Annotated in this window: 22 protein-coding genes and 1 pseudogene; 15 read left to right on the top strand and 8 right to left on the bottom strand. The window is 64.0% G+C overall.

The window, feature by feature from the left end; translation table 11 throughout:
- Positions 1-85: 85 nt before the first annotated feature.
- From Q5701_RS18575 to Q5701_RS18585, 3 genes are read right to left on the bottom strand one after another with little or no spacing between them, the layout of a single operon-like run.
- Positions 86-3,196 carry a multidrug efflux RND transporter permease subunit gene (locus Q5701_RS18575; RefSeq protein WP_306752447.1) on the bottom strand — a complete coding sequence of 1,037 codons (3,111 nt, stop codon included), beginning with the start codon at positions 3,194-3,196 and terminating at the stop codon, positions 86-88.
- Positions 3,197-3,205: 9 nt separating this feature from the next.
- Entirely contained in the window at positions 3,206-4,390 is a 1,185-nt protein-coding gene (locus Q5701_RS18580) for an efflux RND transporter periplasmic adaptor subunit (RefSeq protein ID WP_306752448.1), read from the bottom strand.
- Between the two features lie 23 nt (positions 4,391-4,413).
- On the bottom strand, positions 4,414-5,001 hold the full coding sequence (locus Q5701_RS18585; protein ID WP_306752449.1) for a TetR/AcrR family transcriptional regulator: 588 nt from the start codon (positions 4,999-5,001) through the stop codon (positions 4,414-4,416).
- 342 nt (positions 5,002-5,343) lie between these two features.
- Between Q5701_RS18585 and Q5701_RS18590 the strand changes: the two genes are divergently transcribed.
- The 4 genes from Q5701_RS18590 to Q5701_RS18605 all read left to right on the top strand — a co-directional run bounded on the left by Q5701_RS18590 (position 5,344) and on the right by Q5701_RS18605 (position 9,122).
- Positions 5,344-5,772, top strand: a complete 429-nt coding sequence (locus tag Q5701_RS18590) for a MarR family winged helix-turn-helix transcriptional regulator (protein ID WP_306752450.1) — start codon at positions 5,344-5,346, stop codon at positions 5,770-5,772.
- A gap of 50 nt (positions 5,773-5,822) precedes the next feature.
- A complete protein-coding gene (locus Q5701_RS18595; protein WP_306752451.1) occupies positions 5,823-7,403 on the top strand; it encodes an MFS transporter in 1,581 nt (526 codons plus the stop codon).
- The gene (locus Q5701_RS18600; protein ID WP_306752452.1) at positions 7,400-8,443 is read left to right on the top strand and encodes an HlyD family secretion protein; all 1,044 of its coding nucleotides are present in this window, start codon (positions 7,400-7,402) and stop codon (positions 8,441-8,443) included. The genes Q5701_RS18595 and Q5701_RS18600 overlap by 4 nt, the downstream gene beginning before the upstream one ends.
- A 469-nt stretch (positions 8,444-8,912) precedes the next feature.
- Positions 8,913-9,122: a hypothetical protein gene (locus Q5701_RS18605; RefSeq protein WP_306752453.1), complete on the top strand. Its 210-nt coding sequence runs from the start codon at positions 8,913-8,915 to the stop codon at positions 9,120-9,122.
- 90 nt (positions 9,123-9,212) lie between these two features.
- On the opposite strand, the gene Q5701_RS18610 is transcribed toward Q5701_RS18605, so the two are convergent.
- Positions 9,213-9,995: a hydroxypyruvate isomerase family protein gene (locus Q5701_RS18610; protein ID WP_306752454.1), complete on the bottom strand. Its 783-nt coding sequence runs from the start codon at positions 9,993-9,995 to the stop codon at positions 9,213-9,215.
- Between the two features lie 365 nt (positions 9,996-10,360).
- Between Q5701_RS18610 and Q5701_RS22950 the strand changes: the two are divergent.
- Positions 10,361-10,453: pseudogene (locus Q5701_RS22950) on the top strand (IS6 family transposase); the annotation flags it as partial.
- Between the two features lie 24 nt (positions 10,454-10,477).
- On the opposite strand, the gene Q5701_RS18620 reads toward Q5701_RS22950, so the two are convergent.
- On the bottom strand, positions 10,478-11,170 hold the full coding sequence (locus Q5701_RS18620; protein ID WP_306752455.1) for a GntR family transcriptional regulator: 693 nt from the start codon (positions 11,168-11,170) through the stop codon (positions 10,478-10,480).
- Between the two features lie 203 nt (positions 11,171-11,373).
- Between Q5701_RS18620 and Q5701_RS18625 the strand changes: the two genes are divergently transcribed.
- The 10 genes from Q5701_RS18625 (at position 11,374) to choX (ending at position 23,151) form a co-directional block, all read left to right on the top strand.
- A complete protein-coding gene (locus tag Q5701_RS18625) occupies positions 11,374-12,312 on the top strand; it encodes a sugar phosphate isomerase/epimerase family protein (RefSeq protein WP_306752456.1) in 939 nt (312 codons plus the stop codon).
- Positions 12,309-14,012: a dihydroxyacetone kinase family protein gene (locus Q5701_RS18630; RefSeq protein WP_306752457.1), complete on the top strand. Its 1,704-nt coding sequence runs from the start codon at positions 12,309-12,311 to the stop codon at positions 14,010-14,012. The genes Q5701_RS18625 and Q5701_RS18630 overlap by 4 nt, the downstream gene beginning before the upstream one ends.
- Positions 14,013-14,154: 142 nt before the next feature.
- Positions 14,155-15,204 carry a 4-hydroxythreonine-4-phosphate dehydrogenase PdxA gene (locus tag Q5701_RS18635; RefSeq protein ID WP_306752458.1) on the top strand — a complete coding sequence of 350 codons (1,050 nt, stop codon included), beginning with the start codon at positions 14,155-14,157 and terminating at the stop codon, positions 15,202-15,204.
- A gap of 54 nt (positions 15,205-15,258) precedes the next feature.
- Positions 15,259-16,251, top strand: coding sequence for a tripartite tricarboxylate transporter substrate binding protein (locus Q5701_RS18640; RefSeq protein ID WP_306752459.1), 993 nt, complete (start codon positions 15,259-15,261; stop codon positions 16,249-16,251).
- 69 nt (positions 16,252-16,320) lie between these two features.
- Positions 16,321-16,833 carry a tripartite tricarboxylate transporter TctB family protein gene (locus Q5701_RS18645; RefSeq protein ID WP_306752460.1) on the top strand — a complete coding sequence of 171 codons (513 nt, stop codon included), beginning with the start codon at positions 16,321-16,323 and terminating at the stop codon, positions 16,831-16,833.
- A 12-nt stretch (positions 16,834-16,845) separates the two neighbouring features.
- Positions 16,846-18,351: a tripartite tricarboxylate transporter permease gene (locus Q5701_RS18650; protein WP_306752461.1), complete on the top strand. Its 1,506-nt coding sequence runs from the start codon at positions 16,846-16,848 to the stop codon at positions 18,349-18,351.
- A gap of 10 nt (positions 18,352-18,361) precedes the next feature.
- Positions 18,362-19,744 carry a Gfo/Idh/MocA family oxidoreductase gene (locus Q5701_RS18655; protein WP_306752462.1) on the top strand — a complete coding sequence of 461 codons (1,383 nt, stop codon included), beginning with the start codon at positions 18,362-18,364 and terminating at the stop codon, positions 19,742-19,744.
- 1 nt (position 19,745) lies between these two features.
- Entirely contained in the window at positions 19,746-20,984 is a 1,239-nt protein-coding gene (gene otnK / locus Q5701_RS18660) for a 3-oxo-tetronate kinase (protein ID WP_306752463.1), read from the top strand.
- Complete coding sequence (gene otnC / locus Q5701_RS18665) at positions 20,981-21,628, top strand: 3-oxo-tetronate 4-phosphate decarboxylase (RefSeq protein WP_306752464.1); 648 nt, start codon at positions 20,981-20,983, stop codon at positions 21,626-21,628. The genes otnK and otnC overlap by 4 nt, the downstream gene beginning before the upstream one ends.
- Before the next feature lie 587 nt (positions 21,629-22,215).
- On the top strand, positions 22,216-23,151 hold the full coding sequence (gene choX, locus Q5701_RS18670; protein ID WP_306752465.1) for a choline ABC transporter substrate-binding protein: 936 nt from the start codon (positions 22,216-22,218) through the stop codon (positions 23,149-23,151).
- On the opposite strand, the gene Q5701_RS18675 is transcribed toward choX, so the two are convergent.
- The 3 genes from Q5701_RS18675 to bcoG are packed head-to-tail and all read right to left on the bottom strand — an operon-like array spanning position 23,140 to position 26,498.
- Positions 23,140-24,120: a GlxA family transcriptional regulator gene (locus tag Q5701_RS18675; RefSeq protein WP_306752466.1), complete on the bottom strand. Its 981-nt coding sequence runs from the start codon at positions 24,118-24,120 to the stop codon at positions 23,140-23,142. The genes choX and Q5701_RS18675 overlap by 12 nt on opposite strands.
- Positions 24,121-24,147: 27 nt before the next feature.
- Complete coding sequence (locus Q5701_RS18680; protein ID WP_306752467.1) at positions 24,148-25,578, bottom strand: carnitine 3-dehydrogenase; 1,431 nt, start codon at positions 25,576-25,578, stop codon at positions 24,148-24,150.
- Positions 25,575-26,498: a 3-dehydrocarnitine:acetyl-CoA trimethylamine transferase BcoG gene (gene bcoG / locus Q5701_RS18685; RefSeq protein ID WP_306752468.1), complete on the bottom strand. Its 924-nt coding sequence runs from the start codon at positions 26,496-26,498 to the stop codon at positions 25,575-25,577. The genes Q5701_RS18680 and bcoG overlap by 4 nt, the downstream gene beginning before the upstream one ends.
- Positions 26,499-26,594 lie beyond the last annotated feature (96 nt).

Consider the following 26,594-nt stretch of genomic DNA (forward strand, 5'->3'; position numbering starts at 1 on the left):
GAACTTTCTGCTTGGCCGGTAAAATCGGGCCGAAAGAAAGTGGGCAAGATCGCTGGACCCCGCCCGCAAAAGACCGGCATCACGCTTAGACCTCGGCAGCCTCGGTGCGTTTCCGGCGCATCCGGCTGAATAGGCCCAGCACGAAGACAAAGAACACCGGGACGAAGAACACCGCCAGGATCGTGGCCGAGATCATGCCGCCGATCACGCCGGTGCCGATGGCGTTCTGGGATGCCGCCGAAGCACCCGTGGCGATGGCCAGCGGCACGACGCCCAAAGTGAAGGCCAGCGAGGTCATCAGGATCGGACGGAAGCGCAGCTTGGCCGCCTTCACGGCCGCATCGATCAGGCTCATGCCTTCCTCGCGCAGATCCTTGGCGAATTCCACGATCAGGATGGCGTTCTTGGCGGAAAGCCCGATGATGGCAATAAGGCCGACCTTGAAATAAACGTCGTTCGGCATATCGCGCAGCATCACCGCCGCAATGCATCCGATGATCCCCAGGGGCACGACCAGCATCACCGACAGCGGGATAGCCCAGCTTTCATACAGCCCGGACAGCAACAGGAAGACAAACAGGATCGACATCGCGAACAGGATCGTCGAGGTGTTGCCTGAATTGATCTCCTCAAGCGTCTGGCCGGTCCATTCATAGGCAAAGCCTTCCGGCAGCCCCGCCGCCAGCTGTTCCATCTCGGCCACGGCCGCGCCCGACGAGAAGCCGGGCAAGGCATTCCCGGCAATCCGCACCGAAGGATAGCCGTTATAGCCCACCACCTGGCTTGGACCCTGGTTCCATTCCACCGTCGCAAAGGACGAGAACGGAACCATTCCGCCGCTCGAATTGCGCACCGTCAGGTTCAGGATGTTCTCGGCCTGCATCCGGCTTTCTTCCTGCGCCTGCACGATCACGCGCTGCATCCGGCCCTGGTTCGGGAAGTCGTTGACATAGGACGACCCCAGGTTCGCGGACAGGGTCTGGTTGATATCCGCAAAGGCCACACCAAAGGTCTGGGCCTTGTCGCGGTCGATGAGGACGTTCACCTGGGCCGCCGCCGGCATGCCTTCCACCCTCAGGCCAGCGACGACGCCCCCGGCCTGGGCTTCTGCAATCAGTTGCTGGGCCGCCGCGTTCAAGGCTTGCTGGCCATTGCCGCCACGATCCTGCAGGCGGAAGCTGAACCCGCCCGAGGTGCCAAAGCCGGGAATAGGCGGGGGCGACAGCGAATAGATCTGCGCGTCCTTGGTCGCGAACAAGGCCATGTTGGCCTCATTGGCGATCTGGGTCGCACTCTGGTCGCGCTCGGACCAGTCCGTGAAGGTGATAAAGGCAAGCCCCGCATTCGGCCCCTGACCCGAGAACGAGAAGCCCCGGATGCCGACGACGTTCTCGACCGCCGGGTTCTGGCCGTAATGGTTCTCGATCACCTCGATGGCCGCGTCGGTCCGCTGCGAACTGGCGGTCGGGGGCGTCTGGATATCCGAGATGATGAAGCCCTGGTCCTCTTCGGGCAGAAAGCCCGTGGGCAGTGAACTGAAGCCAATACCCGTGAACACGACAATGCCCAGATAGACCAGCATCACCAGGCCGGTCCGCCGTGTCAGCATCGACACCGCCCGGCCATAGCGTTCGGTGGCCGCATCGAACTTGCGGTTGAACCAGCCGAAGAAGCCCTTTTTCTCGTGATGGCCCTTGATGGGCTTGAGGAAGGTCGCGCAAAGCGCGGGCGTCAGCGTCAGCGCCAGGAAGGCCGAGAACAAAATGGATACCACCATCGTCAGCGCGAACTGGCGATAGATGATGCCGGTCGATCCGGGGAAGAAGGCCATCGGGATGAACACGGCCGCCAGCACCAGCGTGATGCCGATGATCGCGCCCGAGATTTCGCCCATGGCCTTTTGCGTGGCCTCCTTGGGCGGCAACCTTTCGGTGGCCATGATCCGCTCGACGTTTTCGATGACGACGATGGCGTCGTCCACCAGGATGCCGATGGCCAGCACCATCGCGAACATCGTCAGCACGTTGATCGAGAAGCCCGCCACCAGCATCACCGCAATGGTGCCGGCGAGCGCGATCGGCACGACGATCGTCGGGATGAGCGTATAGCGGAAGTTCTGCAGGAACAGGAACATCACCACGAAGACCAGGATCACGGCCTCGATCAGGGTGTGGATCACCTTCTCGATGGATTTTTCCACGAACGGTGCCGTGTCATAGGGGATCGCATATTCGATGCCCTCGGGGAAAAAGCCCGACAGTTCCTCCATCGTGTGTCGCACAGCCTCGGACGTGGCAAGCGCGTTGCCGGTCGAGGACAACTGGATCCCCACCGCAGCCGTCGGCTGGCCGTTCAGGCGCGAGGCGAAGTTGTAGGTGTCGGCGCCGACCTCGATCTCGGCCACGTCGCGAAGCCGCACGGTCGATCCGTCCGGGTTGGCGCGCAGCACGATATTGCCAAATTCCTCGGGTTGGGTCAGCTGACCCCTGACCAGGACGGTCGCTGTCAGTTGCTGGTTCACCGGGTTCGGGTCCGCGCCGATCTGGCCTGCCGCCACCTGGGCATTCTGGGCGCGGATCGCAGCCGACACGTCAGCGGGTGACAGGTTGAGGCCGGTCAGCTTGTCGGGATCGATCCAGATCCGCAGCGCTTCCTCGGATGCAAAGACCTGGGCGCGACCGACGCCGTCGATGCGGCGGATTTCGCCCACGACGTTGCGGTTGATGTAGTCGCCAAGCGCCACATCGTTCATCGACCCGTCCGACGAGGTCAAGGAGACCATCATCAGAAAGCCTGCTCCGGCCTCCTCGACGGTGACACCCTGGTCGACGACCGTCTGCGGCAGCACGGGTTCGACCCGGCTGACGGCATTCTGGATATCCACCTGCGCCGTGCCGACATCCGTCCCCGGTTCAAAGGTCGCCGTGATCGAGATCGCGCCGGACACGTCCGAGGTCGATTCAAAGTACTGGATGCCCTGGATGCCGTTCAGCTCCTCCTCGATGGGCTGGGCGACGGACTGGTACATCTCGTTGGGCGAGGCGCCGGTATAGAAGGTCGAGATCTGGATTTGCGGGGGCGCGACCTGGGGATATTGGGCGATCGGCATCTGGGGCAGGGCAATCAGCCCGGCGATGACAATAAAGATCGAGATCACCCAGGCCAGGACCGGGCGAAGAATGAAGAACTGTGCCATGCTGCGTTCTCAGCCCTTGTGATCGGCGGTCTGCGCGGCAGGCCGGGCGGATTGCGTGGCGGCTGCCTCAGGTTTTGCATTGACGGGTTCCGCGACGACCTTGGCGTCCGGGTACAGCTTCTGCGCCCCTTCGACGACAACACGGTCCCCAGGCTGCAGGCCATCTTCGACCAACCATTCGTTCTTGAAGGTCAGACCCAGGGACACGTCCCGGCGTTCGACGGTGTCCTCGCCCTTCAGGACGTAAACAAAGGCCTGGCCGTTGGTGTCGCGCTGAACCGCCATCTGCGGGATGCTGAGCGCGTTTTCGCGGACAGCCTGTTCAAGCCGCGCACGGACATAAAGGCCTGGCAACAGCATCCCGTCCGCATTGGGGAACTCGGCCCGCAGCGTGATCTGCCCGGTTGAGCTGTCGACGCTGGCTTCCGAGAAAAGCAATTTGCCCATATGCGGGTATGCCGACCCGTCGTCGAAGAACAGCTGGACCTGCGCCTCGTCGGGCGCGGTCATCATCAGCTCTCCGGCTGCCCGCGCGCGTTGCAGGGCGAACAATTGCGCGGATGACTGGGTAACGTCCACATAGACGGGGTCAAGCTGCTGGATGGTGGCAAGGATGTCGGTCTGCGCGGTGACCAGGGCACCTTCGGTCACCAGGGCGCGCCCGACGACGCCGTCGATCGGGGCGGTCACGTCGGTATAGCCCAGGTTCAGCTGCGCTTCCTGCAGGCTGGCATTGGCGATGGCAACGTCCGCATCGGCCTGGGCCAGGGTGGTGGTGGCGTTTTCAAGATCCACTCCCGCAGTTACGCGGCGTTCGCGCAGCGCCTCGGTGCGGGCAAGCTGGTCCTGGGCGTTCTGCCGGGTCGCCTCGGCCCGCGCCAGGGTGGCCTCGGCACTGGCAACGCGCACCGCATAGGGCGCGGGGTCGATCTTGTAGAGAACATCGCCGGCTTTCACGACAGAGCCTTGCGTGAAGATCCGCTCGACGACGATGCCACCGACACGGGGCCGCACCTCAGCGGTGCGGGTCGCAGCAACGCGTCCGGGCAACTCGTTCACCACGGGCAAAGGTTGCGGGATCATGGTCAGGACGCTGACGGGCGTGGGCGGCATATCCTGGGCACTTGCGCGCAAAGCCACCGGCTGGGCCAGCAGCGCAACAAGAAGCCCGGTCAGGACTCGAGATCTGTGCATGGTCGGTCTTTCGGAAAGAAGGATTACTTGTCGAGGGGAACTGAGGCTGTGGAAGATGAGCCCTTGTCGGTCTCGAGAGTCTTCATGAGCCCGTCCAAGAGTTCCTGGCGAGTGGTCTCGTCAAAGCGCTGAAGCTCAAAGCATTCAAGAAAAAGCAGACCATGGACCGCAAGCAGAAGCTGCAGCATCTTTCCCTGGTCCTCGGCATCTGCCGCGACGCGGCGGGCATCCTCGGCAAGGGATGCACGCATCAGTTCACGGCATTCCGCGTGCTCGCCCATGCTGGCGCTGATCAGCATGGTGATCGCCACGTCGTCTTCCGTGGGCGCTTCGCGCCCCATGTCGATCATCGCGCGCAACCATGCGTTGGGCCGCCCCGCATGAGCCTGCAAGACTTCGTCGAAGCGGGCGCGGTACTGACACAACTGATGACGCGTAAATGCCGTCAGCAGCGCGGCCTTGCTTCCGCAATCATAGACGACACTGGACTTGCTGATGCCCACTTCCCGCGCCACGGCATCAATGCTGAGGCCGCTGACCCCCTCGCGTCGTGCAACGCTTTCCACGGCATCCATAAGGGCATCGCGGTCAATGGTGCGCTTTCGTCCCATATCTACCTCAAATCAGATCGAACGTTCGACTATAATCGGGTTCGGAGCGAGTCAAGGCGGAGTCGGCAATTCCGCTTCGTTTTCATCTCTTGCTGACGCTTTGCCGGTCTGATCTGCGGGATACCAAAGGGATACGACCGTCCTGCGCCATCGAATTTCTCACTGTGGCCGTGATGAGATCACGGCGACACGCGAGGGGCAGGTGGGTCAAGCCGCATAGACCATCCGGTAAGTCACTGGCTTTCCCAAGTGGCACGATAAGACCCGCAGCGCCTCTTGAATGTTCTTATCATGCTTCTTAGTTAGCCCGCTATCCAAGCAGCCTGATGGCGGATTCCACCCATGAGCAACAACACTCCTCTCGTTCTGACCTTGTTCCGGCTTCTGAAGGAGCTGCGGCAGAATTACGATGACGAGGTGCGCGGGCTGGGCCTTTCCTTCTCGCGCGCGCGGGTTCTGTCGGCGCTGACGCGGCAAGAGGGTTCCACACAGGCGGAACTGGCAGCCGCGATGGGCATCGAGGCGCCCAGCCTGAAACGGCAACTGGATCTGCTGGAATCCGAAGGGCTGATAGAGCGGCGCGGGTTCGGCGGAGACGCGCGCAAAAGGGCACTGTTCCTGACCCGGCGGGCCAAGGCGCTTCCCATCACCCGATACATGGACAGCATCCACGACAAGCTTGTGGAGGGCGTCAGTGCCGAGGAGCAGGCGCAGCTTCGCGGCCTGCTGGAGCGGCTGGCCGACAACGCCGCACGTATGAACGACACATGAGCGCAGCCGAGGATCGGACCTTGGCAGCCCCGCCGGCGCAGCCGCCAGCGATGCCCCTTCCGTTGGTGTTGGGCTATATGCTTGCGGGCGTGATGCTCGCCATGGCGCAGGGATTGGGGCAGGGGTTCGTTTCGGCCAATGTCCAGCAGTTCGCCGGCGATATGGGCATCTCGGCCACGGATGCAAGCTGGCTGATGGCGGCCTATCTGATTCCTCGGTCCTCGCTGCCGTTGATGCTGATCAAGATCCGCACCCAGTTCGGCCTGCGCCGTTTCGCCGAGGTGGGCATCGTCTGCTATGTCGTCGTGGCCTTTGGTTCGGTCTGGATCGAGGATATGCGCTCGGCCGTGGTGATGCAGTTCCTGGCTGGCGTCACCTCGGCACCGTTGTCGACGCTGGCCTTCCTCTACTTCCTCGAACCGCTGTCACGGGAATGGAAGATGCGCCTCGGTCTGCCGATGGCGCTGAGCCTGATGATGCTGGGGCCATCGCTGGCGCGGGTCATCTCGCCGTCGCTGATCGGTGACGGCGGGCTTTTGCGGGTTCACCTGCTGGTGCTGGGCTTGGCCCTGATCTCGCTGATGCTGGTCTATCGGCTGCGGCTGACGCCCGTGCCCCATGAGAAGGTCATCAAGCCGATGGATCTGGTCAGCTTCGGGCTGATCAGCTTCGGCTTCGGGGGCATCACCGTGGGCGCCATCATGGGACCGATCCATTGGTGGACGGCCACGCCCTGGATCGGTGTCCTGCTGGCAGCTTCGGTCGCCGCCTTGGCGGCGGCAGTGGTCGTCGAGCTTCACCGCAAGGCGCCGCTGCTGGACATCCGCTGGCTGGTGACCCCGGCCATGCTGCACCTGACCGGGACGCTGCTGCTGTTCCGGCTGCTCTTGTCGGAACAAAGCGCCGGCGCACCGAGGATGTTCCAGGTGCTGGGAGTGGCGCCCGAACAGATGACCGGGCTTTTCGCGGTGATCTGCACAGCCAGTATCCTCGGTGGGCTGGCTTGTGTCGCCTGGATCAAGCCGGGGCGCGAGCCGCAGTTCCATTTCGTTGCCCTGGTGCTGATCGCCGCAGGCGCCTGGATGGATTCGCAGTCCACGCTGGACACGCGGCCGGAACAGATGCTCATCAGCCAGGCCATGATCGGCTTTGCCGGGATGCTGTTCATGCCGCCCGCAATGATGGCGGGGTTGATGGCGGCCTTGAAGAAGGGGCCGAACTATCTTCTGTCCTTCGTGATCGTGTTCCTTTCCACCCAGAGCATCGGCGGAGTGATCGGCGGCGGGATCTTCAACACGATGGTCAATTGGCGGCAGGCCTTCCATCTGCAGGCTCTCAATGAACAAATCACCACTACGACCCCCCTGCTATCGGCCGAACTTGCGCGCGGGATGGCCGCATTGGCCCCGCAGATAACAGACATGGCGGCGCAGCGCGCCCAGGCTGTCGCGCAGATCGCACAAGAGGCATCGAGGCAGGCTTTCGTCATGGCCTACAACGACCTTTATTTCCTTATCTTCCTGATTGCGTCCGCAGGGGTGTTCTTTCTCGTCCTCCATGTGACGTGCGACTGGATGGCCGCCCGTGCGACCTCCTCCCCTTCCTCCTCTGATGGCGGGCCCCAAACATGACCAAGACCCATATCCTTCCCACCGTCATCGCCCTGATCATCGGCATCGCGGGCGTGCTGTTGGTGCTTTTTGCCTGGCATCTGCCGCCATTCCGTTCTGCGGAACCGACGACCGAGAATGCCTATATCCGGGGGCGCGTCACCTTGATCGCGCCACAACTGTCCGGCTATGTGAGCGAGGTCTATGTCCACGACTTCCAGGAAGTGAAGCAGGGCGATCCCATCGCCCGGATCGACGACCGCATCTATCGCCAGAAGCTCGCACAGGCCCAGGCCGGACTGGAAACCGCGCGTGCTGCACTGGCCGTGAGCGAGCAGAATGTCCGTTCGGCCGAGGCCGTCCGACGGGCGAACGAAGCGGCCCTGGCCTCCGCCCGCGCGGGCCTTGCCTTGGCGGATGCCGACGACCGCCGCGCCGAGGAGTTGTCCTCACGCGGCGTGTCAAGCGACACGGCCCGCGAACAGGCGCAACTTGCCCGCCGGCAAGCCGCCGCCGCAGTTCAGCAGGCCGAGGCGCAATTGGAGATTCAGGTCCAGAACATCGAAACCGCCCGCACCGAAGTGAACGCCCGCCACGCCGATATCGCCAGCGCCGAGGCGGCTGTGGAACTGGCGCATCTCGATCTTGCCAATACCGAACTTCACGCACCCGAGGCGGGACGGCTGGGCCAGGTCTCTGCCCGGCTGGGGCAATATGTAACGGCCGGCACGGCCATGGTTCCGCTTATCGGGCAGGAGGTCTGGATCGTCGCCAACTTCCCCGAAACCGGAATGCATGGGATGCGGCTTGGGCAGCGGGTGGATTTCACCGTCGATGCCCTGCAGGGCCGCCATTTCAACGGCAAGGTCGAGGCATTCTCGCCCGCGACAGCTTCCGAGTTCAGCCTGCTGGCGGGATCCAACACGACCGGCAACTTCACGAAGATCGTGCAGCGCCTGCCTGTGCGCATCTCGATCGATCCGGGGCAGGAGATGGGCGAGTACCTGGCGCCCGGCCTCTCGGTCATCGTGACGGTCGACACAAAGGCGAGTCAGTCTTGAGGGTAAGCCACGATTTGCGGACTTGCTGATGTCTTCTCCTTGGAAACAATCCAAGGATAGGTGGCTTCCCCCGAACTGCGAAGAGTCCGGCGGCACCTTAACCGTATTGTCATCGTTTGACTTGGTAGCCGTTCTCTATGGCTCTTGGGCTGACGGGCAAATGCCTTTGATTCTTGTGCTTGCGGCCAGGTCGTGTCGCGGATGCTTTGGAAATTCCTTGGCGGCTTGCTCCGGACCTGTGAAGGCTCGGTTTTTCAGGCGGCGAGGTCAAGGGGCATCGGCTCGATGGGCTGAGCGAGGGTCTCTCGGCTCAACGGGACCGCCGAGCGCATCCCTCCGCTGCCCGATCTGGTGGGCGCGCAACCGGCGTAAACTTCACACCGCGCCGGAAACTGCCCTAGTTACGGAAGCAAGTAAGTGGAGCAGATTTCCAAGCCGCTCGGTTCAAGATGGCCGAAGAACGACAAGGATGAAAAGGGATACAGCCAGTGAGCCCTTTGAGGCTGAGCCGATCACCCAGATAAGCGAAGAAGGAGACGCCAAGCTTGCAGCAGGTCTTCACCAGCCCGAGCATGGCGTCGTGAGCCTGGCGGCCACCGGCGCTCGTCGCGCCGTCCGAGATCCGGCGCTTGGTCGCGTCGGCCCGCAAATCGTTATCGGAAGTTTTGGCGTGGAATAATAGGATAGCTGACGGGCCTGACACGGACTTGGGCCGATGACGGGCGGTTATAGCAGGGCCGAATACCTAAGACGATCACCGGCTTGTCTGTCATCTCGTCTCTCCGTTGGTGGCGGTGTAAGCCGCCATCCATCCAAGACTTTCCTCCGTTAACCCACCCGGCAGATATTCCGCACCGACAGGTCGGTTCCAGCCAAGCGTGTGGATTGCTCGGAGAACATAATCATAGTTCAGTTCGCCATGATCGGGCGTTCCTCGGTCGGGCACAGCGGCGATCTGGATGTGGCCAACCAGATCCAGCAAACTCGTGAGGCGGCGAACGACATCGCCTTCGATGATCTGGACGTGATAGCAGTCGAACATCATTCGTAGGTTCGGCGCGCCCAAGGTCCGGATGATATCGGCTGCTTGGCCTGTGCTGTTCAGGAAATATCCCGGCGCATTATAGGGATTCAGCGGCTCGATCAGGATGGCAATACCATCCTTTGCCGCCTCCGTGCAGGCATGATCCAGATTGGCAAGGAACGCTTCACGCGCACGCGGGCCGCTGCTGTTGCCCGCCATCACGTGAACCGCAAGAGCGCCGGTAGCACGAGCATAGTCCAAAGCTTCATCGATAGCGGCGCAGGCTTCTGCTTCGCGACCGGGCAGGGCGGACAGGCCGTTCTCGCCGATCGTAACATCGCCGCGCCTTGTGTTCAGGCCCAGCATGGACAGCCCAGTTTCGTGCAGCGCATCGCGGGTTTCGCCAGCAGCAATCGTGTAAGGCCAGTGGCACTCGACGGCGGCAAAGCCCGCCGCGCTTGCCGCGCGAATGGCGTCAGGCAGCGGCAGGCCGTTCCACAAAAAGCCGAGGTTGGCGGAAAACTTCATTTGTCTCACTCGAGATTGGAAATGACGACAAGATCGCGGATCGGCGTCTTGTCCAGCGTCCTCGGATGCAACCCGCGCGTCAGGATGACAAGCCGGGATCTGCCGCAACGTTTTTGGGGCAGTGACAAGAGGCTATGATTTGCGTGAGGACTGGCTTGCTCGGAGGATGAGCTATAACCGTGTCATTCATATGTTTATTCCCTAAGGACCGTCCTGCACGCGCTACTCGCCTCGGGGCGAGAGAGAACAACAACCTCCCGTGCAAGATCGTCATCGACAAGAGCGCCGCCAATACACTCGTCATCAAAGACATCAACCCGATGCTGACGGAGTGTGGCTGGCCGATCTCGCTCGGAATGGTGCGGAATAAACACCTGAACGGTGTGATTGAACAGGCCCGTCGTTTCATCAAGCATCGGGTGAAGCCAATGCTGGGCTTCAAGAGCTTCGCATCGGCTTCAAAACAGCAATCCGTCGGCCTGTCATGCGGGCAGGCTGTCCTTGACGCGTTCCCAGGCCATGGTCAGGTGGTGACCGAGGACCGCCGACAGCCGGTCAAAATCACGGGCTTCCAGTGCCGTGATCATCTCCTCGTGCTCGGCCACAGCACTGGCCCATTTCTCGGGGCCCTCATGGCCGATGAAGCGGATGCGCTTCAGCCGCGTCTGAAGCATGGAATGGACATCAGCCAGGGCGGCATTGTCGGCCAGTGCCACGATGCCCGAATGGATCGCCTGGTTCAGCTTGTAATATTGCAGCCGGTCGCCCGTCCGATAGCAGTCTATCATCTGGTGATGCAGGTCGCGAATCGCGCCGATGTCATTCGCCGTTGCAACCTTGCAGGCACGGGCGGCGGCGAATTGCTCCAGGGTGCGGATGAGGTCGATCATGTCGCGCACTTCCTTGGCGCCAAAGGTCTTGACGACCGCGCCCCGGCTAGGGACCAGATCGACCAAACCCTCGCTGGCAAGATACTTGATCGCCTCGCGCAGCGGGGTGCGCGACACGCCCAGTGTCGCGCCGATCTGACCTTCGTTGATTCGGGTGCCGGGTGCCAGATGCCCCTCGATGATCATGTCTCGCAGGCGGGTCACGATGGCCTCGTGCAGCGACTGCCGCTCGATCCGGTCCGATGGCCTGGCCTGTTCCGGTTGATGTGAGGTGACCACGGCCACGCTGTCCTCCCTTGATCGCCAAAGTCATCGGTATGCGCCGGAATGACTCGAGTCAATCAGGCACTCTAAATTCTGCATACAGTATTATTGCGCGCCTGTCCTAGGTCATGTAGCCTCATGGCAGGAGGAGCGATTCGAAGCGGACGGCACCGTAAGACGCCTCCCGCGCGGCATCGGCCTTCGCCATGAAATGGAGGCTATGCGTGACCCTGTCTTGGACTGCTGAAACCTGGCCCATCGCCGCCGCCATGATCCCCTTTCCGGGCCGGCTGCCGGATGGCAGCCTTGTGCAGGACGCGGATCCCGCCGTCTGGGCGGAAAGCCTGACGGATGTGGCGGATGCGGGCTTCGACTGCGTGGATCCGACCGACAGCTGGCTGCGCGTGGCCGATCTAGACCCGGTGCGGCGGCGGGACTTCGTGGCGATCTGCCGAGACCTGGGCCTGTCGGTCCCGGCGATTTCCACGTCCCGGCGCAGCGTGATCGACCCTGACCATGGCGACGAATACCTGGCCTACAGCCACCGCGTCATCGATGCCGCCGCCGAACTGGGGGCGGGTCATGTCAGCTTTGGCTTTTTTGGCCCGTTCACGCCTGCGCAGCAGAAGGCGTTATGGTTCTGGACCGAGCAGGGGGTCAAAAACGCCGACGATCCTGCGGTCCGGCAACTGGCCGTGGACCGGATCCGCGACCTCGCCCGCCACGCCGAAAGCCTGGGCATCCAGATGTCGTTGGAGATGTACGAGGACACCTATGTTGGCACTGCGCGCGATGCGGTGCGGTTCGTGACCGACGTGGACCACCCTTCGGTCAAGCTCAACATCGACATCGGCAACCTGATCCGCCTGCATCGTCCCGTCGAGCATTGGTCCGAGATGATCGACCTCTGCATTCCCTTCGCGGGCTATTGGCACGTCAAGAATTATTACCGGATCGAGGATCCCTCGGGCCTGGTGATGTCCCATCCCGCGCCCCTGCTGGGCGGCACGATCAACTGGCGCCTGGCCATCCGCAAGGCGGTCGAGGCGGGCTTTGACAGTCCCTTCCTGGTCGAACATTACGGGGGCGACGGGTTGGGCGTCTGCGCGCAGAACCGCGATTACATCCGACAGATCCTGAGGGGGAGGACGATCCGCACATGACCAAGGTTTTTGACGCGCCCGACCAGTTCGCCGAAACGGCGCTGCAGGGCTTTTGCGCCGCCAATTCCGACCGCGTTCGCGCCGTCCCGCATGGCGCGGTGCGCGCTGCCCCCGGTGCGCGCGGCAAGGTCGCGTTGCTGGTCGGCGGCGGGTCGGGGCACTATCCAGCCTTCCTGGGCTATGTCGGCACCGGCTTTGCGGATGCGGCGGTGGCGGGGGATGTCTTCGCCTCGCCCTCGACCGCATGGATCCACGGCGTCGCGCGCGCCGCGAACCGGGGCGGCGGGGTAATCCTGGGCTTTGGCAACTATGCGGGCGACGTGCTGAACTTTGGCGCGGCCGCCGAACGGCTGCGGGCCGAGGGGATCGACGCGCGCATCCTGGCCGTGACCGACGACGTGGCAAGCGCCGGGGCGGAGGAACGCGCCAAGCGGCGCGGCGTGGCGGGTGATCTGGTGGTTTTCAAGATCGCCGGTGCCGCGGCCGAGGCGGGCTTGGACATGGACGCCGTGATGGCGGTCGCGGACAAGGCGAATGGCGCGACTGTTTCCTTTGGCGTGGCCTTTGACGGCTGCACGCTGCCGGGGCAGGGCGCGCCGCTGTTCACGGTGGATGCGGGCCATGTCGGCATGGGCCTGGGCATCCATGGCGAACCCGGCATCAGCATGCAGGCGATGATGCCCGCCGCCGCTCTGGCGCGCACCCTGCTGTCGCCCCTGCTGGCGGAACGCCCGGCAGGCCACGGCGGCCGCGTGGCCGTGGTCCTCAACGGTCTTGGCCGCACGAAATACGAGGAACTGTTCGTGTTGTGGCACCACCTGACCGGGATGCTGTCGGATGCGGGCCTGACCGTAGTGGACCCGGAAGTCGGCGAATTCGTCACCAGCCTGGACATGGCGGGATGTTCGCTGACGATCACCTGGCTGGACGACCAGCTTGAGGGTTACTGGCGCGCGCCCGCCGACGCGCCCGCCTTTCGCAAGGGCACGGTGACGCGTCCGGCAGTATCCGAAGCCTTCGATGCGGGTGCCGAGGCCGTGAGCCCCATCTCCCTCGGCAGCCCGGAATCACAAGACGCCGGCCGCTGCGTGGCCGCGCTGATCGGCCATGTGGCAAACGCGCTTGCCGATGCCGAGGAGGAACTGGGCCGCATCGACGCCCAGGCAGGCGACGGCGACCACGGGCAGGGCATGGCGCGCGGTTCCGCCGCAGCGGCCGTGGCCGCCGAAAAGGCGGTGATCGCCAGGGCCGGGGCGGGGACCGTCCTGTCTCTGGCAGGCGATGCCTGGGCGGACCGGGCGGGCGGAACCTCGGGGGCGCTGTGGGGCGTGGCGCTGCGGGCCTGGGGGCAGGCGCTTGGTGACGCGGACAAGCCCTCGGCACGGGCCGTCGCGCAGGGCGCGCAGGCGGCCTGTGACGCCATCGTCCGGCTGGGCGGTGCCAAGGTCGGCGACAAGACCCTGGTCGATGCGCTTGTGCCCTTTGTCGAGGTGTTAGGAGAGCGCGCCGCCGCGGGCGAAACCCTGGGCATCGCCTGGGCCGCCGCCGCCGCGCGTGCGACCGAGGCGGCGGACCGAACCGCGCAACTGGTCCCCCGACTAGGCCGCGCGCGTCCCTTGGCTGAACGCAGCCTGGGCCACCCGGACGCGGGCGCCGTGTCCCTGGCGCTGTGTGCGCGGGTGGTTAGCGCCAACCTGTAGGAAATGGCATGGTGGGCGCAGTCGATGCGTCGCCAGCTGACCAAAAGGCCAGACGGCACCGTCCAGAAACAAGTGGATTTGATACTAAATTCTGCATACAGAATGTTACATAGAGGACGGAGAATCGGGAATGCGAATAGCTTTGGCAATCGGTGACGCCGGGGGTGTCGGGCCGGAACTCGCGGCCAGGCTGCTGGCCGATCCGGCCATGTCGGGCAACGACATCGTCGTGGTGGGCGATGCCAGTGTCCTGAAGATGGGCGCGGGCCATGCCGGTGTGACACTGGATCTGCCGGTGATCCCGGCAAACCGGGTGTCGGACGGCCTGCCCTCGGGTCACGTCTTGGTCGATCTGGGCAACATCCCAGCCGACCGCGTCAGCTTGGGTGGATCCAGCCCGGAAACAGGCGCGGCATCCTTGCAGAACTTCGCGGTCGTCCTGCGGCTAGCCCGTGCGGGCATTGCCGATGCGGTGATGTTCACGCCTTTCAACAAGCATTCCATGCGCCTTGCGCGCCCGGCCTATGTCGATGAGATCGGCTTTATCGACCGCGTTCTGGACACCGACCGGTCGGGCCGCGAATTCAACGTCCTGGAAGAGGTCTGGAACGCCCGCGTCACCTCTCACATCCCCCTGCGCGAGGTGGCCGACAGGCTGAGCATCGAGCGGATCCTGGGCAGCCTGCGCCTGACGCATGAGGTGATGAGCGGGGCGGGCAAGCCGAACCCCCGCATCGGCGTGGCGGCCCTGAACCCGCACGCGGGCGATGGCCGCAACTTCGGGACCGAGGATGACGACATCATCGCCCCCGCGGTGGCCGCTGGCGCGGCCGAAGGCATCGACGCCAAGGGTCCGATCCCGTCCGACACCGTCTTCGTGCGCGCCGTGCGCGGCGAATTCGATGCGGTGTTGACCATGTATCACGACCAGGGCCAGATCGCGATGAAGCTGATGGGCTTTGATCGCGGCGTGACGCTGATCGCAGGTTACGGCTTCCCAATCGTCACCCCTGCCCATGGCACGGCGTTTGATATCGCGGGCCAGGGCCGCGCGGATCTGGGCGCCACGATGCAAGCCGCCCTGCTGGGTGCGCGTTTGGCCAAGCTGAACCCACCCCGCGACCCCCGTCCCCTGTCCGCCGACTGGGCCACGGCCGATGTGGCGGGTGCGGCGGCGCTTGTCGCCGAATAAGACCAGTTTCCGGCCCTGACCGGGGCCGGTTTTTTCCCCGGAGGAGGAACACCCATGACCAAGACCAAAGCCGGCCTTTTGGCGGCAACTGCGCTGCTGCTGGCCGCGCCCGCATTTGCGGAATTCGCCCCCAGCCGTCCCGTTGAGTTCATTGTCGCATCTGGCGCGGGCGGCGGCACCGACAACTTTGCCCGCACCATCCAGGCCGTGCTGACCCGCGACGACATCGTCGAAAGCCCCATCGTGGTGCTGAACAAGGGCGGTGGATCGGGCGCCGAGGCGTTCCTGTATGCCCGCCAGAACGAAGGCGACCCACACAAGCTGATCTTCGGGACGAACAATGTCTATCTGCTGCCCCATGTCGCCAAGCTGGCCTATTCGGTCGAGGATCTTCAGCCCGTGGCAGCCCTGGCGCTTGACGAGTTCCTGGTCTGGGTCAAGGCTGACAGTCCTTACCAGACCATCACCGATCTGGTGAACGCGGCCAAGGAAGCCCCCGGCACCATCCCCGTCGGCGGCAGCCAGTCCAAAGACACCGACGAAACCCTGGTCGCGTTGATCGAACAGACCACTGGCGCCGATTTCAAGTATGTTCCCTTCAACGGCGGCGGCGAAGTCGGCGTGCAGCTGGCGGGCGGCCATGTTGCGGCAAACGTGAACAACCCCAATGAAAACGCGGGACAGTGGCAGGCCGGCGCAATCCGTCCGCTGTGCGTCTTCGCGCCTGAACGGATGGCTGAATCCGAGCCGGTGAGCGGCGACATGGGCTGGCACGACATCCCGACCTGCAAGGAAGAAGGTGTGGACATCGAAAGCTATCAGATGCCGCGCACCGTCTGGCTGCCCGCAGGGACCGATCCCGAGGTGGTGGCCTATTACCAGGCTGCGCTGCAGAAAGTCGCGGAAAGCCAGGACTGGAAGGACTATCTTGCCAAGACCTCGCAGTCGGCATCCTTCCTGACGGGCGACGAACTGGCCAAGTTCATCGAAACCAGCGAGGCCAATGCCGTCAAGGTCTTCGAAGCTGAGGGCTGGACCGCCCAATAAGCACCTGACTGCCTGGCGCCGGATCCACAAGGGTTCGGCGCCTGCCGCGACCATCAAAGGGGGGGAACCATGACCGTCAAGGTCTTTCATGCCGAACTTGGCACCGCCATCGCCACGGGGCTTTTGGGCGCCGCAGGCGTGATCGGCGCGTCGGAATTGGGGCGCGGCTGGACGGAAAGCGGCCCGCAGGCGGGCTATTTTCCGTTCTATGTCGGGCTCATCCTGATTGGTGCCAGCCTGTGGAACGGAGTCTCGGCCTTCCTGAAACACCGCGCCGCCACCCATCATTCCGCGCATTCCAGCGAAGTCGAGGAATCGTTCCTCGACGGCGAACGCGCCCGCCGCCTGGGCATCTTCATCGCCGCATTGCTGGCCTTTGTGGTCGTCACCCTGACGATGGGCATCTATGTCGGCTCTATCCTGTACATCACCTGGAGCGCGTGGCGTCAGGGCGGCTACCGCCTGCCGCTGGCGCTTGGCGTGGGCGCGGGCTTTGCCGTCTCGTTGTACCTGATCTTCGAGGCGATCTTCAGGCTCCCGCTGCTGAAGGGGCCGATCGAGCCGCTTCTGGGCATCTATTGAACGGGGGCGGATATGGGAAACTTCGATCTTCTGATGCACGGTTTTGGCATCGCCATCACGCCCATGCATCTGATGCTGATGGTCGGCGGCGTGATGATGGGCCTCATCGTCGGCGTGTTGCCCGGTTTGGGCGCGCCGAACGGCGTGTCGCTGCTGATCCCGCTGACCTTTGCGCTTGACCCGACCTCGGCCATCATCCTGTTGTCGTCGATGTATTGGGGGGCGCTGTTCGGCGGGTCCACGACATCCATCCTGTTCAACATTCCCGGCGAACCTTCATCGGTCGCGACAACCTTTGACGGCTATCCCATGGCGCGGTCAGGGCAATCGACCCGCGCGCTGACGCTGGCCTTCATGTCCGCAGGTTTCGGCGCGCTGCTGGGCGTGATTGTCATCACCCTGCTGGCAGGATGGGCCTCGCAATTCGCGCTAAAGTTCGGCGCGCCCGAATATTTCGCGGTCTATTTCCTGGCCTTCGCCGCCTTTATCGGCATGGGCAGCGCGGCGCCCATGAAGACGCTTGTCTCGCTGGCGGCCGGCCTGCTGCTGGCATCGGTCGGGATGGACAGCGTGACCGGGTCGATCCGCCTGACCTTCGGCTTCGACGATCTTCTCAGCGGGATCAGCTTCCTGGTGGTCGTGATCGGGCTGTTCGGGATCGGCGAACTTCTGTCCACCGTGCAGGAAGGCCTGCGCTTTCGAGGCGTGGCGTCCAAGATCGACCTGCGCGACGTGTTCAAGACCATCGCCGAACTGCCGCGTTACTGGGCCACCTATATCCGGTCGGGCCTGATCGGCATCTGGATGGGAATCACGCCGGGCGGCCCGACCGCCGCGTCCTTCATGAGCTATGGCATCGCCCGGTCATCCAGCCGCAAGGGCGCGGCTTTCGGAACCGGCCGCCCGGAAGGCATCGTCGCCCCGGAAACCGCCGATCACAGCGCGGGTTCCTGCGCGATGCTGCCGATGCTGGCGCTTGGGGTGCCGTCGTCCGCGACCGCTGCCGTGATGATGGGCGGGCTGATGATCTGGGGCCTGACGCCGGGACCGATGCTGTTTGCGACGCAGCCCGATTTCGTCTGGGGCCTGATCGCCAGCATGTATGTGTCGAACCTGATCGGCGTCGTTCTGGTCCTGGCGACCGTGCCGATGTTCGCGGCCCTGCTGCGCATTCCCTTTACCATCATTGGCCCGATGATCGTCGCGATCTGCTTTGTGGGCGCCTATACGGTGTCGAATGCGACCTTCGACCTGTGGCTGGTGCTGATCTTCGGTCTGGTGGGATACTTGTTCAGCCGCCTGGATTATCCGCTGGCGCCGCTGGTCCTGGCCATGGTGCTGGGCCACAAGGCGGAAAATGCCTTTCACCAGTCGATGGTGCTGTCGGACGGGTCGCTTGGGATCTTCTTCGCGAACCCCCTGGTCAGCAGCATCATGGCCATCGGCATCATGCTTTTGGTGCTGCCCAAGCTGGTAACGCTGGGATCGCGCTTCCGGCGCCGGGTTCCGGTGGAATAAGGAAAACGACATGAACCATCATCGCTATTTCGCGGGGCTTGGCGCCCGGACGGTCGAATGCGTCATCGTCGGCACCGGCGGTTTCGGGCGCAGCTTTCTGGCGCAGGCGCGGCACGTGAACGGGCTGAGCTGCCGCGTGGCGGTTGACCGGGATGCGGCTGTCGCAGCGGCTGTGCTGACCTCGGTCGGGGTCAGCGACATCGCCGAATGCACGGACGCGGCGGCGGCGCGTGCCGCCTGGGATGCGGGCCGGGCTATTGCCGCAGCGGACCTGGCCATGGTGGCGGATCTGCCCGTCGATGTGGTGCTGGAAGCCACCGGCAACCCCGAGGCGGGTGCCCGCCATGCGCGTCTGGCTATTGGCGCAGGCAAGCATGTTGTCATGGTCACAAAGGAAACCGACAGCGTCGCAGGCCCGATGCTGGCCCGGATGGCGGCGGAACGGGGCGTCGTCGTCTCGCCCATCGACGGGGATCAACCCAGCCTGCTGATCGGACTTGCCACCTGGGCGCAGGTCTGCGGCCTGCGGATCATCGCGGCGGGCAAGTCCAGCGAATATGATTTCGTCTTCAACCCCGCGACGGATAAGATCACCAGCAACGGTGTTACCGTGGATGCGCCGGGATTTGGCGACTGGCTGGACGCGGGCGACCGGCCCTGGGCCGAGGTCGTGGCCGCGCGTGCGCGCCTGGCGAACCTGCCGCAGCGCGCCGTTCCCGACCTGTGCGAAATGGTGGTTGTCGCCAATGCCCTGAACATGGCGCCCGACCGTCCAGATTACCACGCCCCCGTCGCGCGGATCACCGAACTGGCCGACCTGATGGCCCCTGTCGCGGATGGGGGATTGCTGACCGGCCAAGGCCAGCTTGACGTGTTCAACTGCCTGCGCCTTCCGGGCGAGGCCAGCTTTGCGGGCGGCGTCTTTGTCACCGTCGCCTGCGAGGATGATGAAACCTGGGCCATGCTGCGCGACAAGGGCCATGTCGTTGCCCGCAACGGCCGCACCGCGATGATCGGCCTGCCGCGCCACCTGCTGGGGATGGAAGCAGCAACGACCATCTTCGAGGTCGCGTTGCTGGGCGTGTCCTCCGGCGCTGAACGCCCTCGGCCCGTGATGGACCTGACCGCCCATGCCGATGCCGACCTGCCGACGGGCAGTCTGCTGGTTGCCGAGGGGCATCACCATACGATCCAGAACGTCTCGGGCCGCATGACCCCGGCACGGGCGCTGTCGCACAACACGCCGATCCCCTATTATCTTCTGTCGGGGCGCAGGCTGAAACGCGACGTAAAGGAGGGACAGATGATCCTGTGCGGCGATGTCGATCTGGATACGGGATCCGAACTGTACCGCCTGCGCGCGGCGCAGGACGCCGTGACGGATTGGTCCTGACATGCTGCTGGGCTGTATCGGGGACGATTTCACCGGCTCGTCCGACCTGGGCAACACCCTGGTCAAGGCGGGCATGCGGGTGGTGCAATATTCCGGCACGCCGGGCACCCCCGCCGCCCCGGATGTCGAGGCAGGCATCGTCGCGCTGAAATCGCGCACCCTGCCGGTGGCCGATGCCGTGCGCCTGTCGCTTGAGGCGCTTGACTGGCTGCGGGCGCAGGGCTGCCGACAGTTCCTGTTCAAATATTGCTCGACGTTCGATTCCACGCCTCGGGGCAACATCGGCCCTGTTGCCGAGGCTCTGGCCGATGCGCTGAACGCGGACCGGGTGATCTTCTGCCCGGCCTTTCCGGCGACAGGGCGGACGATCTGGCAGGGCCATCTGTTCGTGGGCGACCGTCTGCTGTCCGAAAGCGGGATGCAGGATCACCCGCTGACGCCTATGTCCGATCCCGACCTGCGCCGCTGGCTGGCCCGTCAGACGCGCGAAAGCGTGGGCCATATCCCTGCCGCGACGGTCTGGCAGGGGGTTGGTGCCCTGCGCGCGGCACTGTCTGCACAGCCGCACCGGTTCGTTGTCACCGATGCGATTAGGGACGAAGATCTGGTGGCCCTAGGGCAGGCCGTGGCTGATCAGGTGCTGCTGACCGGCGGATCGGGGATCGCGCTTGGTCTGCCCGGTAACTTCCGCGCCCAGGGACTGCTGGCCGCCGAACGCCCGCGCTGGCGCGGTCAGGCAGGCCCGGTCGCCTCCCTATCAGGATCCTGTTCGCGCGCCACACGGGGACAGGTGGCGCGGCACATCGCAGACGGCCGCCCGGCCTTGGAGATCAACCCCGAGGCACTGCTGCGCGACGACATGACTGCGCGCGATGCCGCAGCTTGGGCGCTGTCGCAGGACGGCCTGCCGTTGATCTATTCCTCGGCCGACCCTGATGCCGTGCGCACTGTGCAGGCCCGCCATGGAACCGAGGCGGTCGCGCACAGGCTGGATGCCTTTTTCGCGGATTGCGCGCGCCTGCTGATCGCAGGCGGCGTCACCCGCCTGATCACCGCAGGGGGCGAAACCTCGGGCGCCATAGTCGAGCGGTTGCGGATCGAGAACCTGGAGATCGGTCCGGAAATCGACCCCGGCGTCCCTGCCATGCGGGCGGGCGATACCCTGGTGCTTGCCCTGAAATCCGGCAATTTCGGAGCCGAGGATTTCTTTGCCAAGGCCGCCGAAAGGCTGGCTGGATGAGCGATGCCGCCCTGCGCGAACGCATCTGCACCCTGGCCCGGTCTCTGTTCGACCGGGGCCTGACACATGGATCAACCGGCAATATCAGCGCGCGGACCGAAGACGGCGGCTTGCTTGTATCCCCGACCGGAACCAGCTTCGGGAGGCTGGATCCGGCCCGCCTGTCGCGGTTCGACGCGGCGGGCGTGCATATCGGCGGCGACAAGCCGACCAAGGAAATGCCGCTGCACATGGCCTTTTATGAAACAAGGGGTCGGACGGCGGCGGTGGTCCACCTGCATTCCTGCCACTCGGTCGCCCTGTCCACGCTGCCTGATGTGGATGCAGATGACTTCCTGCCGCCGATCACGCCCTATGCTGTCATGCAACTGGGCCGGGTCAGGCTGCTGCCCTATTTCCGCCCCGGCGATCCTGCCATTGGCGATGCGGTGCGCGGGCTGGCAGGCAAGCGGTCGGCCGTGATGCTGGCCAATCACGGCCCGGTCGTTGCGGGCCTTGACCTGGAAGCCGCCTGCAACGCCATCGAGGAACTTGAGGCCACCGCCCGCCTCGCCATGCTGCTGCGCAGGACGACCCACAATATACTGACGCCCGAGCAGGTGGCCGCCCTAATCCGCATTCATGATGTAGCCTGGGGCGCCTAGGGTCTGGCTCTATCAATCGGCTTGCGCCCTTTTTGACCGCATGATTCACCCTCTCGAAGTGATAGAAGGTGTGTCAGGGGCCTTTCGAGGCGCGATTCGTGACATAAACCTTTGCGCCATCTATCTGTTCCCGGCATGCGAAAGCATGGACCAACCACGCTCAAAGCTTACATGATCACAGGGTCGTAGGCCCGTCGCGCAGGTTCGTACCGAGAGTAGCCCGGAGCGTCATCCGGCCTACGACGCTTGAAACGGAGGCACGAAGTTGATCACCAATAAAGAACACTGATGCTCTTTGCTTACGAACTTCCTTTCTTGCGCTCCAAAAGCTTCCATAACCCCCGGTATTCCGCTCCCACCAGCTATTGCTGACCTCATTGCGGAACCGTTGTATTGGCACCGTGCCGCAGTTTCGTTCCGCCTCTGCGGAGACTCTCGCTGTGTTGGGGCTGACGTATCCGACAATGATGCGCATCCTGAAAAGAACCCTGCGCGATTTGCTAACCATAGGCTGTCTCACACCTTATCCTTCCTGCATGATCGGAGCGGACTGCCAGCATCCGACACCAACCCCGGAGGAGATAACCATGAAGAAGATCGCCGCCACCCTTCTCGCATCCTTCGCATTCCTGCCACAGGTTCATGCAGCGGAACCCGACCAATGCCGGGCTCCCAGCTTTTCCGACGTGGGCTGGACCGACATCACTGCCACGACCTCGGCCGCGACGATGGTACTGGAGGCCTTGGGCTATCAGCCCGAAGTCCAGGTTCTGTCGGTCGCCGTGACCTTTGAGTCGCTCAAGCAGGGGGACACAGACATCTTCCTGGGCAACTGGATGCCCTTGCAAGAGCCGATCCAGAAGCCACTCGTCGAAGCCGGCGATATCGAGGTGGTCCGCGCAAATCTGGAAGGGGCCCTGATCGGCTTTGCGGTTCCGGCCAGCACCTATGAAGCCGGGTTGAAGACCTATGGCGACATTGCCAAGTTCAAGGACCAGCTCGACGGCAAGATCTATGGCATCGAATCCGGCAGCAGCGCGAACACGACCATCCTGAAGACGATCGAGGACAACGGCTTCGAACTGGGCGATTTCGAACTGGTCGAATCGAGCGAACAGGGGATGCTTGCCCAGGTCGAGCGCGCTATCGGGGCAGAGGGCGACATCTTGTTCTTTGGCTGGCGTCCCCATCCTATGAACGTGCGCTATGACATTGAATACCTGACCGACGGCAACGATATGTTCGGCCCAAAAGACGGCGCGGCGACCGTGCTGACGAATACGCGCAAGGGTCTGTCTGCGGAATGCCCGAACCTGGGCAAGTTCCTGTCGAATCTTTCCTTCACCGTCGAGGCAGAGGACGTGATGATGTCCCATATCCTGGACGACGGGATGGAAGGGAGCGAGGCAGCAGGGCAGTGGCTGAAGGAAAACCCCGCCGTGCTGGACGCGTGGCTTCAGGACGTGACCACGGTTGACGGTCAGCCTGGTCTGGAAGCCGCCAAGGCCAGCCTAGGTCTGTGATCCTCGTCTGGCGGCAGAGGGTGCCTGCCCGAACTGCCGCCGGAAGGCCCGCGATAGAGACGCAATGGACGAAAATCCCGTCCGCACCGCAATGTCCGCCATGGACAGGCGCGTATCGGTGACCAGACGCCGGGCCGCCTGCAGCCGCAGCGACAGGTAATAGGCGGCTGGAGAGCACTGGGCCAGCCTGCGAAACACCATCTCGACCGTGCGGATCGAACAGCCGATACGCTGCGCGATTTCATGGATCGTAAGCGGCGTGTCGATATGCTGCTCCATGATCTGGATCGAGCAAGCCAGCCGCGGGTCAAGGCGGCTGTCGCGCCCCAGCGACACCAACGGCTGCGCGTCCGAGGGCAGGCGCACTTCGTCATAGACATAAAGGCTCGCGACGTTCAGGGCCGCGCCAAAACCCTGCCGGGAGCGGATCAGCGCCAGCATGAAATCAAGCGCCGGCGCCGCGCCGCCTGTCGTGAAGACCGCGCCATCCACCACCCAGCGGTCGGGGATCACACGAACCTGCGGAAAGCGGGCGGCGAAGTCTTCCAAGTCTTCCCAATGGGTCGTGGCCCTGCGCTGATCCAGAAGGCCGGCCATCGCCAAGACCCAGCTTCCTGCCTCGACGCCCCCGATCATGTGGACACGTCGCGCCGCCTGCCGCACCGCGGTCAGAACCGGGGCCGAGGCGTGCTTGGCGACGTTGAAGGCGGCGACCACGATCAAAACGTCGCAACGTTCATGCGGCTCAAAACGGCCATCCGCCTGCAGCGATAGGCCGCAACTGGTCCTGATGGATCGGCCGTCCATCGACACGACCTTCCAGGAATAGTGCGGCTGCCCTGAAATCCGGTTCGCCGCCCGCATCGGGTCCAGCGTCGCCGCCATGCTCATCAACGAGGCGTCGGGCAGGACCAGGATCGTCACGGCCAGCGGCTGGCCGGATGGCTGAAAGACCGCAACCTGGTCCATCGTGTCCGCCCTTCCTGGTTCCGGCTGCTAGGATCGCCGGGCAGTCTGTCCCACGAAACGCCCGGCACCATCGGCGTCGCGCCCGGCATGGGACGCAACCCAAGCCGAGAGGCGGTCCGAAACCGCCGGATCGGGCTCGCTGCTGCGGCGCGTGGAAAGGTCGGTGTGGATCAGCATCGTCTCGACCGTCGCGGCCAAGGTGTCGTCACCCCGCCACAGGCGGTGGAACAGGTGCAGCCGCTTGCCCTGGCCCGACAGTACCTGCGTTGTAACAATCAGACGGTCGCCTGCATGGATCTCGTCCAGGTAGCGGATGTGGTTCTCGACTGTGAAATAACTCCGTCCACCGGCGACATAGTCAGCATCTGCGCCGATCATCTGCATAAAGCTGTCGGTCGCCAGCGATGCGGCCTCCAGGTAGTGCGCCTCGTTCATGTGGCCGTTATAATCCGTCCAGCTCACGGGAACCTGGCGCGCTGCAGTCACGGGCAGGCCGCCTCGTTCGCCAAGACCGGAGAGGCTCTCCTCGTGCTTCCGCACGACGCCGCCCGCGCCGCTACCGGTGCGCCGCAGAGCCCGGATCATGCCAACCACGTTGTCGTCGCGCAGCCGTTCCAGTTCGCGGATCGAGAGGTGCCCGGATTGCGCGTCCGACTGCGACGCGATCAGTTCAACCAGCTCGTTGTTGAATTCCGGCACATCCATCAGCTTCGTCCAGGGCCAGGACAGGGCAGGTCCGAACTGCGCCATGAAATGCGCCATTCCGGCTTCTCCGCCCGCAATGCGATAGGTTTCGAACAGCCCCATCTGCGCCCAGCGGATGCCAAACCCCATGCGGATCGACTCATCGATCTCTTCGGTTGTGGCGATGCCGTCCTTGACCAGCCACAGCGCCTCGCGCCACACGGCCTCAAGCAATCGGTCGGCGATATGGGCGTCGATCTCCTTTCGGACGGTCAGGGGATACATGCCGATGCCGCGCAGGATATTGGCCGCGCGGGCGCAAGTCGCCGGATCGCCCACCAGTTCGACCAGCGGCAGCAGGTAGACCGGGTTGAAAGGGTGGGCAACGATGGCCCTGGTGCCCGCCGCGTTCAGTTCCGATGGCTTAAAACCCGAGGTTGAGGACCCGATCACGGCGTTGGGCCCGGCCGCCTGCTGGATCGCCGGCAGGATGCGATGCTTCAAGGCCAGTGTTTCAGGCACGCTTTCCTGAACCCAGTCCGTGCCCGCCACGGCATCGGCCAGATCCGTGTGGAAGCTCAGCTGTCCTTCCGCTGGCAGGGCACGATCGTAAAGCGCAGGCAATGCGCGGCGGGCATTGGCCAGCACCTCTCCAATCTTGCGTTCGGCTTGCGGATCGGGGTCGTAGACCGCAACGTCCCAGCCGTTGAGCAGAAAGCGGGCGGCCCAACCGCCGCCAATCACACCGCCGCCGATGATTGCTGCCTTGCTCATGCCGCCACTCCCTTAGGTGCGCGCTTCACCAGTCCCAGTTTGTCCCGCACGGCTTGCGGGCCGATGACGCGCGCGCCCAGCTGTTCGATGATCGTGGCGGCACGTTCGACCAGTTGGGCATTCGTGGCAAGCTGCCCCTTGCCCAGCCACAGGTTGTCCTCGAGCCCCACGCGGACATTGCCGCCGGCCAGCACCGCTGCCGCGACATAGGGCATCTGATCGCGGCCGAGGCTGAAGGCGGACCAGCACCAATCCTGGGGCACTGCGTTCACCATCGCCATGAAGGTGTTGATGTCGTTCGGCGCACCCCAGGGAACGCCCATACACAGCTGCACAAGGGCGGGGCTAGCCAGCGTGCCTTCACGCACCAGTTCCTTGGCGAACCACAGGTGGCCGGTGTCGAAGGCCTCGATTTCCGGCTTCACGCCTAGGGCTGACATCATGCTGCCCATCGCCCGTAGCATTCCGGGGGTGTTGGTCATGACATAGTCGGCCTCGGCAAAGTTCATCGTGCCACAATCCAGCGTGCAGATTTCCGGCAGGCATTCGACGACATGGGCCATGCGTTCGGTGGCACCGACCATGTCCGTTCCTGCCGGGTTGACGGGAAAGGGTGCTTCCGTATTGCCGAAGACGATGTCTCCGCCCATGCCGGCGGTCAGGTTCAGGACGACGTCCACATCGGCGTCGCGGATGCGGTCTGTGACCTCGCGATAGAGATCAAGCCTGCGTGACGGCTGACCGGTATCGGGATCGCGCACGTGGCAATGGACGACGGCGGCCCCCGCCTTCGCTGCCGCGATGGCGCTCTCGGCGATCTGCTTCGGGCTGCGCGGCACATGCGGCGACCGGTCCTGTGTCGCCCCCGATCCGGTAACGGCGCATGTGATGAAGACGTCCTTGTTCATGGCCAGCGGCATGGCAACCTCCTTGTCGGTTAGGTGCAGGCTAGGGCTTCCGCCACGTCGGGGGTTGTCCTAATCTGTCAATCAACCGTCCGAATGCGTCAGACTTTG

It is taken from the genome of Paracoccus actinidiae, from assembly GCF_030863885.1.
Classification (GTDB): Bacteria; Pseudomonadota; Alphaproteobacteria; order Rhodobacterales; family Rhodobacteraceae; genus Paracoccus; species Paracoccus everestensis.